A 10,257-nucleotide genomic window follows, 5' to 3' on the forward strand; every position below is an offset into this window, starting at 1 on the left:
GGCCCGGACGCGGCGGTCGCCGTGCCGGGCCCCATCATTCGTCGAGGGGTAGGACATGAAGCAACCCGCACGCCGCGGCCGGATGCCCGCGGTGAGCGACGCCGACATCCGGCGGGTGGCCAGAAGGCTACTGGTGGAACAGGGTCCGGAGGCGGTGACTCTGCGCGCTATCGCTCGTGATCTGGGTATCACCGCGCCGGCGCTGTACCGGTACTACTCCTCGCGCGACGATCTGGTCGCGGCCCTGCGCAGCGACATCTGCGCCGACCTCGCCGCCGAACTCGCCACCCAGGTGGCGGCGCTGCCCGACGACGGCGTGGTCCAGTTGTTCGCGATCTGCAAGGGTTTCCGGCACTGGGCGCTGGCGCACGCCAGGGAGTTCACCCTGGTGTTCGCCTCGCCGGCCGGTGACGTGCCCAGCGCGATGCGGCAATTCGACGAGCCGTTCGGCCGCATCTTCCTGGAGGCGGCCGGGCGGCTGCTCACCACCTACGACATCGTCACCCCCGCAACCGATGTCATCCCCGACGCACTGCGCGAGGACCTGATCGGCTTCCAGACCGAACTTCTCGCGGTACTCGCCGAATCGGGCCAGAAGTTCCCCGCCGAGAAACTCGACCTCGGCGTCACCTACCTCATGATCACGTTCTGGGCCCGCCTCTACGGCCACGTCACCCTCGAGGTCTTCGGCAACTACCCCATCCCCGTCCGAGATTCGGACGCCCTCTTCGACGCCACCCTCGCCGACCTCGCCCGCACCATAGGCCTCACCGCCGCCTGAGTCCGCAGGACCCGGACGCACGCCAGCATCACGGGTCCCGTGGAAGCCGTGCTCAGTTCATCGTGTCGATTACCGGACGCCGGATGCCCTGGAATCGCCGCAGGATTCGGGGTTGGCGGAGGAAGCGGGCCATCCATTCGCCGAGGGTGACGCCTGCGGCGAGGGCGCAGGCGACGCCGAGGGCGGCGAGCATCTGGTTGAGGCCGAGGAGTTGCTGGTCGTTGAGGAGGGCGGCGAGGCCGCGGTAGACCTTGAGACCCGGTAGGAGGGGCGTGATCCCGGCGACCGCTACGACCAAGGGCGGGGTGAGTGCGCGGCGGGCCATCAGACCACCGGCGAGACCGACGACGGTCGCGGCCACGCCGGAGGACACCACCGGGCCGAAGTCGGCGTACTGCACGAACAGGTAGCAGACCGTGGCCGCCATACCGCTGAGCGCCGCGGCGGCGAGCGCGCGCCGCTCGGCGTAGCAGGCCAGCGCGAAGGCCAGCGAGGCCATGGCGCCGGCGATGAGTTTCACCGGGAGATTGGTGATGTCGTAGGACGACGACGACATATCGATATGGGGCGAGGAGGCGTTGAGCAACTCCGCGGCGCGCAGCGCGAGCGCCACACCCGCGATGATGCCGCCCGTCATGACGAGCAGTTCGAGCATGCGCGCCGCGGCGGTGATGGGCGCGCCGGTGATGGCGTCCTCGACGGAACCGACCAGACTCAGCCCACTGAGCAGCACGGTGATACCGGCCGCCACGATCAGCGACGAATTCGCCTCGATCCGGCTGCCGAAGGTGTTCAGCAGGATGGCCGGCACGGTGGCGATGGCGCCGCCCATCATGTGCTGGAAGAAGAACGGCAGCCCGCGCCGGTTCAGCCAGCGATTGGTTCGGTCGATGGTCGCGGTGGCGAGGAAACTGATGGAGGCGAGCAGGGCGCCGCCGCCGAGCAGCAGCGCGATCGAGGCCGCCATGAGCGACCACCCGAACGTCGCGACCCAGCGGTTGTAGGGGTGCGGCGCGGTCGTGATCTCCTCGAGCGCCGCCAGCGCCTCTCCTGGCGGCACCAGCTCGCGGCGGATGCGGCGGGTGAGCCGGTCGACCGCCGCCAGCCGGGTGAAGTCCAGCGAGCGGTAGTTCACGATTCGCATGGTGCTGGCCGGCGGCAGGGTGGGCCCGCGGTCGGCGGAGATACGGATCGAGTTGTAGGTGACGTCGATATCGCACTGCGCCAAACCGTATGTGGCGGCGATGAACTCGACCTGCGTCATGGTGTCGGTGACACCGGTGCCCGACGCCAGCACCACCTCGCCCACGCGTTCGGCCAGGTCCAGGACCTGGGTCACGCGGGCGTCGTCGGTGAGATCGATGGGCTGCAGCGGCGCGGGCGCCTGCACCACCGCGTCGACGGTGGCCTGGCGCTCCGCGACCAGTCTGCCGGCGAACTTGGTCAGCGCGCGTCGGACGCCCGACGACCGCGGATGCGGCGGCGCGTCACGGATGATTTCCGTATCGACCTCTTCGCTCACACACTGCAAGGTAGATGCTGCCCCGCAATCCGTCAGCCTCCGTCGTGCGCACCGGTGATCACGGTCCGGACACAAGGTGACCGCCGCTGCGGGCGAATTCGCAGGTCGGGGCCGGTCCGCCCGACCGAACTCCGATAACGGCCCGGCCCGAGGTGTGGCGCATTCGGCATTACATGGCCGTCTCACTCCCGATCCCGCCCATCACCCCGCCACCCGAGGGCGCACGGCCCGGCAGGCCGCCGGTCCGGCATCGAGACGGCAAAAGGCATTGGCGGAGTTCGCTTTCGGCGGTATCGGCCGGACCCGTACGCGGTAGCGGGGAGCAGTGTGCGGCGAGCGCTCGGGGTGTCGTGGGTTACGGTTCGGATTAAGCCGGGCGCGGGCGGCTATCGTCGGGTTATGGGCACTGAGAACTCGACCGCGGACCAGCTACGAGCGGCCCTCGACGGACCTTGGCGCGACATTCGCGAGCAGGCGCGCCGGCAGCTGGGCGACGACCGCCTGTTCGGCGATCCGTATCTCGACTATCGCGCCGCCCGCGCGCGGGTCCTCGAGCAGATGCGGCTGGTCGCCGAATTCGGCTTGGCGGAAAAGGGTTTCCGGCTCGAGAACGGCGGTTCCGGTGACCCGGGCGGCGCGGTGACCGGTCTGGAGATGCTCGCCTACACCGATCTGTCGCTGTGGGTGAAGGCGGGCGTGCAGTGGGGGCTGTTCGGTGGCGCGGTGGAGAACCTCGGCACCGACCGCCATCGTGACGTCGTGAAGCGGCTGCTGTCGCTGGATCTGCTGGGCTGCTTCGCGATGACGGAGTCCGGGCACGGCAGCGACGTGGCAAACCTCGAGACCACCGCCACCTACGACCCGTCGACGCAGGAATTCGTGGTGCACAGCCCCACCGATTCCGCGCGCAAGGACTACATCGGCGGCGCCGCCGAGCATGCCCGGATGGCCGCGGTGTTCGCCCAGCTGATCACCGGCGGCGAGAGCAAGGGCGTGCACTGCTTCCTGGTGCCGATCCGTGACGAGCAGGGCCGTGACCTGCCCGGCGTCACGACCTCCGACTGCGGGCTCAAGGGCGGCCTGCCCGGTGTCGACAACGGCCGGATCGTCTTCGACCACGTGCGGATCCCGCGGGAGAACCTGCTGAACCGCTACGCCGACGTCGCGCCCGACGGCACCTACGACTCCGAGATCGACAACCCCAGCCGCCGCTTCTTCACCACGCTCGGCACCCTGGTGCGCGGCCGGATCAGTGTCGGGGGCGCGGCCGCGGCGGGCGCGCGGGTGGCCTTGAGCATCGCCCTGCGCTACGCCGACCGCCGCCGCCAGTTCGACGATCCCGACAGCGGCGAGGAGGTCCTGCTGCTGGACTACCGCAGCCATCAGCGGCGGCTGCTGCCGCACGTGGCGCGGGCGTTCGCGCTGTCGTTCGCGCAGAACGACCTGGTGCGGCGGATGCACGCGGTCCAGACCGGGCAGGATCTCAACCCCAGTTCGCAGCGGGCGCTGGAGAAGCGCGCGGCGGGCCTGAAGGTCGCGCAGACCCGGCACGCCACCCGGGCCATCCAGGAGTGCCGCGAATGTTGCGGCGGCGCAGGGTATCTCACCGAGAACCGGCTGGTGACACTGAAGGCCGACACCGACGTATTCACCACCTTCGAGGGCGACAACGTGGTGCTCACCCAGTTGGTGGCCAAGGAACTGCTCACCGCCTACGCCGACGAGGTCCGCGATCTGGACGCGCTGGGCTGGGTGCGGTTCGCCGCGACCATGGGCCGCGACGTGGTACGCCAGGGCACCGGCGTGCGGCAGCTCATCCAGCGCCTGCGCGACCGCTCCGACACCGGCGTGGACGACGGCGATCTGGCCCGCCGCTCGGTGCAGCTGCAGCTGTTCGCCGACCGCGAGGACTACCTGGTCCGCACGGCCGCGCACCGGCTGCAGGCTCGCGCCAAGGAGACCGGGCCGTTCGAGGCGTTCAACAACGCCCAGGACCACATCCTCGCCGCGGGCGAGGCGCATATCGACCGGCTGGTGCTGGAGGCGTTCATCGAGGGCATCGCGGGCATCGATGACCCGGACGCCCGCGATCTCGCCGAGACGGTCTGCGACCTGTTCGTCTACTCCTCGCTCGAACAGAACCAGGCGTGGTACATCATGCACCGCTTCATGTCGGTGGAGCGCGCCAAGGCGGTCCGCCGCGGCGTCAACGAACTCGTCGACCGCCTCCGCCCCCACTCCGCCACCCTGGTCGAGGCCCTCGGGGTCCCCGACTCCCTCCTCCACGCCGCCATGCTCGACGACGCCAGCGTCCACCAGGGCGCCTGAGCGCTGGTCCGGTTATCGTCGAGCGGTGAATCGTCCGCTCGTTGCCCTGCCGCGGCGGGTCGCGCTGCCCGCGACCGTCGCGCTCGGTGTGCTTGTCGCCGTGGTGTTGCCGCTGACCTTTCCGAGTGGTGGTGGGCCTACGGCGTTCGACCGTGTCGTGGGGGAGTGGGTGCGGTCGGCGCTGGGGGCGCATCCCGGGGTCTTCGATGTGCTGGTGGTTCCCAGCAACGCTTATGTTCTCCTGCCGCTGCTGGTGATCGGGACGGTCGGGTACGCGGTGCGGCGAGAGTGGTGGAGGGCCGGATTCCTGCTCGTGGCACCGGAACTCGCGGTAGCGATCAACACCTGGGTGCTGAAACCGCTGTGGGACCGGCCATTACAGGACTACCTGGCGTACCCGAGCGGCCACACCGTCCACTTCGTCGCCATCGCAACGGCTTTCGTGCTGCTCGCCGAGGATCGTCGCCTCCGGACCGCGCAGCTCACGGTGTCCGCGGTGCTGCTCGTGGGTGTGGCCGTGGGCATGGTCGGGCTCGGCTATCACTATCCCACCGACATCCTCGGCGGGACGGCGGCGGCGATCGCCCTGGTCACGGCGATGTACGCGGCGCTGGGACCGCTCAGCCGGGACCGTAGGTGAGCACCAGCGAGATCACGAACCACAGCACCCAGGCGAACGCGATCAGCATGCCGATGGCCAGGGCGATGCGCAGGAACCCGCGCCCGAAATCGACCCGCTCGGCCTCCTTCGGATACAGCTTCCACGGGCTGTACCAGGGCATCGTGATCGCGAGCGGCCCGGCGTAGGCCTGCTCGGCCTGCGTCTTCTCCTCCATATAGGCCTCGGCCTGGGCCTGCTGCGGGCCGCCGTACCAGAGCGTGATGTCCACCGGACCGCCGAAACCCTCGTGCTCGAGGTCCTGCGGTGCAGGCAGATACGGCAGCAGGCCCAGCCCGCGGAAGGTCATCGCGATATCGGTGGGTGTCCACTGTGCGCGGCCCTGCGACGCGAGCGTGTGCAGGTAATCGGCCAGGCGGCGGGGATCGTCGCCGAGCACCACCTCGAAGCTGGGATCGCTCCACAGCTGCCGGATCCGCAGATCCGAGCCGTTCGGCGGGACCACCAGCACCACCCCGCTCACCACCCGCTGGCCGAGGCCGCGCTCGGCCAGCCAGTTCTGCAGCGCGTAGGTGTGGTCGCGCGACTTGTCCAGCGGCGGGCGGCGGTCCCCGCCCTCGAGCGTCACGATCTGATTGCCCACCCGCCAGGGGCCGTTCAGCGGCACCTCCAGCTCGCCCCCGGCCTGCTCGGCGAGTGCCTCGGCCTCGATGATCACGCAGCTGGTCGGCGTCCAGATCACCGCGTCGAACTGATGGAGCCGATCGGCATGGAACAGGCTGCAGTTCACCGTGGCCACGCCGTGCGGATCACCCGGGCCCTTCCAGGTACGCAGCCAATCGACCAGCGTCCGCTCGGCCAAGGTGCCGGCGGCATTCTGCACTCGCACGAGCATTGGCGATCAGCCCTTCCCGTCGACACTTGTCTCCGAAAGCATAAGGGCCCGCGCCGGATCGGTGGGGAACCGTCACCGCGTGTGGGCATATCGGCGGCCCGGTCCGCCGCCGGTACGCGTCAGGCCGTGGGCACCGCCGGACCGGCCGGAGTGATCGGCAGCCGCAGCGCCCCGGGCGCCCAGTCGGGAACGGTCGGCTGCACCGGGGCCACGGGCCGAATCCGGCGGTACGGCGAACCCAGCCGGGGGCGCGGATCGGCCGCACCCTTGTTGGGCCAGAACGCCATCGCGCGCTCGGCCTGCGCGGTGATGGTCAGCGACGGGTTCACGCCCAGGTTCGCCGTCACCGCCGAGCCGTCGGCGACATGCAACCCGGGATGGCCGAAGACGCGCTGGTACGGGTCGACCACGCCGGTCTCCGGGGTCTCGCCGATCACGCAGCCGCCGATGTAGTGCGCCGTCGCCGGGATGTTGAACACGTCCATCACCAGCCCCTGCACATCGCCGTTCACCTTCTCGCCGAAGCGGCGGCCCACCTCGTGTGCCAGCGGGATCCAGGTCGGATTCGGTTGTCCCATACCCTGTTTCGTCTTCAGCTGCCCCCAGCGCCGGAACGAGGTGAGCGAGTTGTCCAGCGACTGCATCACCAGCAGGATCACCGACTTCTCCGACGCCCGCCGGGCATTGAGGCTGCGCAGGAACACCGCCGGCTGGGTCACCATCGCCAGCAGGAACCGCAGGAACCGGAACGCGCCGCCATCGACGATCGGCGCCGACAGCGGGAACAGCGCGTTCTGGCCCTTGCCGTAGTGGCAAACCTCGACGTGGGTGTCGGGTTCGGGATGGATGGAGGAGGTGATGGCGATGCCCTCCGCGAAGTCCGTCCGTTCCCGGCTCACCACGTTCAGGATGGCCTCGGAGTTACTGCGGGTCAGCTCGCCCAGCCGCGGCGACAGATTCGGCAGCACCTTCTCGTCACGCATCTTGTGCAGCAGCTTCTGGGTGCCCAGCGCCGCGGCCGCGAACACCACCTGTTCGGCGGTGAAGGTCTTGCGCTGCTTGCGAACCCAGCGATCCGAGCGCTTGGTCTCGATGGCGTAGCCGCCGCCGAGCATGGGCCGCACCTTGGTGGCGGTGGTCAGCTCGAACACCTTCGCCCCGGCCTGCTCGGCGAGGTAGAGGTAGTTGGTGGGGGTGGTGTTCTTGGCGTTGTGCGGGCAGCCGGTGAAGCAGCGCGCGCAGTGGATGCAGCCGCTGCGGCGCGGGCCGACGCCGCCGAAGTACGGGTCGTCGACCTCGGTGCCCGGGTCGGGCTCGTTGAAGAACACGCCGACGTTGGTGGCGTGGAAGGTGTCGAGTACGCCCATGTCGTCGGCGATCGAGCGGATCACCTCGTCGGCGGGCGTCATCCGCGGGTTGGGCGCCACCCCGAGCATGCGCTGGGCCTGGTCGTAGTACGGCGCCAGCTCGGATTTCCAGTCGGTGATGTGGGCCCACTGCCGGTCGCGGTAGAACGCGGGGAGCGGCTCGTAGAGGGTGTTGCCGTAGATCAGCGATCCGCCGCCCACCCCGGAGGCGGAGAACACGGCGCACTTGCCGAGCAGGCTGATCCGCTGCGGCCCGGTCAGACCCAGCCGCGGCGCCCAGATCGACTTGCGCACATTCCAATTCGTCTTGGGAATGGCCTCGGCCGGCCAGCGGCGGCCGGATTCGAGCACCGCCACCCGGTAGCCCTTCTCGGTCAGCCGCAGCGCGCTCACGCTCCCGCCGAATCCGGAGCCGATCACCACCACGTCGTAGTCGAAGTCGGGCATGTCTTCCTCTCAATCCACCACACCGCAATGAAACGATTGCCGACTCATTCTTTCACCTGTCGGAGATGCCCCGGAACATATCCTGCCCGCCCGGCGGCCCTGGCGTGCCCGTATGGCGCTGTTGTGCCGTTTCGGGTAAGCAACAGCTGTGACGAGCGAACCCCCGGACCCCCAGGCCGACGCCCGCGCGGACCGGATTCTCACCGTGCCGAACGTGCTGAGCGTGCTGCGGCTGATCGGCGTCCCGGTGCTGCTGTGGCTGCTGCTGGTCGAACATGCCGACGGCTGGGCGTTCGTGCTGCTGGTGGTCAGCGGCTTCACCGATTTCCTGGACGGCAAGCTCGCGCGGCTGCTGGACCAGTACTCGCGGCTGGGCGCGTTGCTGGACCCGTTCGTGGACCGGCTGTATCTGGTCGCCACCGTGCTGGGGCTGCTGGTGCGCGGAATCCTGCCGTGGCCGTTCGTCGTGCTGCTGATCGGTCGGGATCTGGTGCTGGCCGCGGTGCTGCCGATCTACCGCCGCCGCGGGCTGCCCCCGCCCGAGGTGATCTATCTCGGCAAGGCTGCCACCTTCGCGCTGATGTCGGCGCTGCCGTGGCTGCTGGCCGGACAGATGGATTGGGCGGCCGCAGGTTTCAGCCGGGCCTTCGGGTGGGCACTGTTGATCTGGGGTACGGCGGTCTACCTCTGGACCGGGATGCTGTACCTCGGCAAGGCACTGGCGGTGTCCCGGTCGATACCGGCGGTGCGGCAGGGAACGCACGAGCCGATACAGTGATCACGACGCCGGAGAGAGGACGCCCGTGAAAGGACTGCACCTGTGACCGACCTTCCCGAGGATTTGCGGTACACCGAGGAGCACGAATGGGTGCTGCGGGTCGGCCCTACCCGGGTGCGGGTGGGCATCACCGACTACGCCCAATCACAGCTCGGTGACGTCGTCTTCGTGCAGCTGCCCGCGGTCGACAGCGAGGTCGCGGCGGGCGACGGGATCGCGGAGGTGGAGTCGACCAAGAGCGTGTCCGACATCTACGCCCCGCTGGGCGCGAAAGTCGTTGCGGTGAACGAAGATCTGGACTCCACGCCGGAGACGCTCAACAGCGATCCGTACGGGGACGGCTGGATGTTCGAACTCGAGGTCGGTGACGCCGCGAAGCTGGACGCGACGCTCGCCGAACTGCTCGATGCCGCAGGTTATCAAGGAGTTATCGGGGGCTGAAGCGGCCTTCACAGTTCTACCTGCACGGGATCGCCCTGGCAGGGTACGGTCAATGCCAACAGAAGTGCCGGCGGCCGGTGCCGGAATCTCCAAGGGCGCGACAGCCGGTCGCGTTGGGTGACGGCAGGGACGGCATCGCGATGCCGGTACGGATAATCGGTTCGAGGAGGAGAGCAAGGGTGAGCGAGAACAAAGACCCGGGTTACGGGGAGAGCGCGGCCGAGACCACATCGGTGTTCCGCGCTGATTTCCTCAACGAGGTCGACGCGTCGCGCTCCGGTGAGCAAACCGGCGACCAGCCGGTGCAAGGGGTCGAGGGCCTGCCTCCGGGCGCCGCCCTTCTGGTAGTCAAGCGTGGACCGAACGCGGGCTCGCGGTTCCTGCTGGATCAGCCCACCACCTCGGCTGGGCGCCACCCCGACAGCGACATCTTTCTCGACGATGTCACCGTCTCCCGCCGCCACGCGGAGTTCCGCCAGGACGACGACACCTTCCAGGTGGTCGACGTGGGCAGCCTGAACGGCACCTACGTCAACCGGGAGCCGGTGGACTCCTCGGAGTTGCAGAACGGCGACGAGGTGCAGATCGGCAAGTTCCGGCTGGTGTTCCTGACCGGACCACGTCCCGCCCAGAACGATTCCGCGGGCGCGCTCTAGCGGGGTCGGTCGCAGACATGACAGGCGCAGCGCAGTGGACCCGCGGAGGGATGTCGATCGGCTCCGTGCTGGACCTGCTGCGTCCGGATTTCCCGGACATCACCATCTCGAAGATCCGCTTCCTCGAATCCGAGGGGCTGGTCAGCCCGGAGCGCACGCCCTCGGGCTATCGCAGGTTCTCCGTCGCCGATGTCGAGCGCCTGAGGTTCGTCCTCACGGCGCAGCGCGACCAGTACCTGCCGTTGAAGGTGATCAAGGAGCAGTTGGAGGCGATCGACAGTGGCGCCGCGACGCTCGGGGTGCGCGAGGCGCGCGCCCGGGCGGCCGACGGCGCCGGTGCGGCGGGGGGGGGGGCGGGGGGGGGCGGGCCGCCCCCCCCCCCCAACACACCCCCCCCCCCCCCGCGCGGGGGGGGGGGGGGGG

General features: G+C 69.3%; 10 protein-coding genes. 7 read left to right on the forward strand and 3 right to left on the reverse strand.

Annotated elements, in window-relative coordinates; translation table 11 throughout:
- The first annotated feature begins 55 nt into the window (after window positions 1–55).
- On the forward strand, window positions 56–781 hold the full coding sequence (locus QH470_RS33970) for a TetR/AcrR family transcriptional regulator (protein ID WP_280276480.1): 726 nt from the start codon (window positions 56–58) through the stop codon (window positions 779–781).
- Window positions 782–833: 52 nt separating this feature from the next.
- Here QH470_RS33970 and QH470_RS33975 read toward each other — a convergent pair whose 3' ends face one another.
- Complete coding sequence (locus tag QH470_RS33975) at window positions 834–2,228, reverse strand: threonine/serine exporter family protein (RefSeq protein ID WP_280276491.1); 1,395 nt, start codon at window positions 2,226–2,228, stop codon at window positions 834–836.
- A gap of 474 nt (window positions 2,229–2,702) precedes the next feature.
- Between QH470_RS33975 and QH470_RS33980 the strand changes: the two genes are divergently transcribed.
- On the forward strand, window positions 2,703–4,631 hold the full coding sequence (locus QH470_RS33980; protein ID WP_280276481.1) for an acyl-CoA dehydrogenase family protein: 1,929 nt from the start codon (window positions 2,703–2,705) through the stop codon (window positions 4,629–4,631).
- Window positions 4,632–4,656: 25 nt separating this feature from the next.
- The gene (locus QH470_RS33985) at window positions 4,657–5,271 is read left to right on the forward strand and encodes a phosphatase PAP2 family protein (RefSeq protein WP_280276482.1); all 615 of its coding nucleotides are present in this window, start codon (window positions 4,657–4,659) and stop codon (window positions 5,269–5,271) included.
- On the opposite strand, the gene QH470_RS33990 is transcribed toward QH470_RS33985, so the two are convergent.
- Window positions 5,252–6,133, reverse strand: coding sequence for a nuclease-related domain-containing protein (locus QH470_RS33990; protein ID WP_280276483.1), 882 nt, complete (start codon window positions 6,131–6,133; stop codon window positions 5,252–5,254). The two genes, QH470_RS33985 and QH470_RS33990, sit on opposite strands and share 20 nt — an antisense overlap.
- A gap of 131 nt (window positions 6,134–6,264) precedes the next feature.
- Complete coding sequence (locus tag QH470_RS33995; RefSeq protein WP_280276484.1) at window positions 6,265–7,959, reverse strand: GMC oxidoreductase; 1,695 nt, start codon at window positions 7,957–7,959, stop codon at window positions 6,265–6,267.
- 148 nt (window positions 7,960–8,107) lie between these two features.
- On the opposite strand from QH470_RS33995, the gene QH470_RS34000 reads away from it, so the two are divergent.
- The 4 genes from QH470_RS34000 to ftsR all read left to right on the forward strand — a co-directional run.
- Complete coding sequence (locus QH470_RS34000) at window positions 8,108–8,737, forward strand: CDP-alcohol phosphatidyltransferase family protein (RefSeq protein WP_280276485.1); 630 nt, start codon at window positions 8,108–8,110, stop codon at window positions 8,735–8,737.
- A gap of 42 nt (window positions 8,738–8,779) precedes the next feature.
- Window positions 8,780–9,178: a glycine cleavage system protein GcvH gene (gene gcvH / locus QH470_RS34005; RefSeq protein ID WP_280276486.1), complete on the forward strand. Its 399-nt coding sequence runs from the start codon at window positions 8,780–8,782 to the stop codon at window positions 9,176–9,178.
- Between the two features lie 179 nt (window positions 9,179–9,357).
- On the forward strand, window positions 9,358–9,834 hold the full coding sequence (gene odhI / locus QH470_RS34010) for an oxoglutarate dehydrogenase inhibitor Odhl (protein WP_280276487.1): 477 nt from the start codon (window positions 9,358–9,360) through the stop codon (window positions 9,832–9,834).
- A gap of 17 nt (window positions 9,835–9,851) precedes the next feature.
- Window positions 9,852–10,257 (forward strand): transcriptional regulator FtsR (ftsR, locus tag QH470_RS34015; RefSeq protein WP_425302832.1); only part of this gene is annotated, 406 nt, incomplete at its 3' end.

The sequence above is a fragment of the Nocardia wallacei genome (assembly GCF_029868745.1).
Classification (GTDB): domain Bacteria; phylum Actinomycetota; class Actinomycetes; order Mycobacteriales; family Mycobacteriaceae; genus Nocardia; species Nocardia wallacei_B.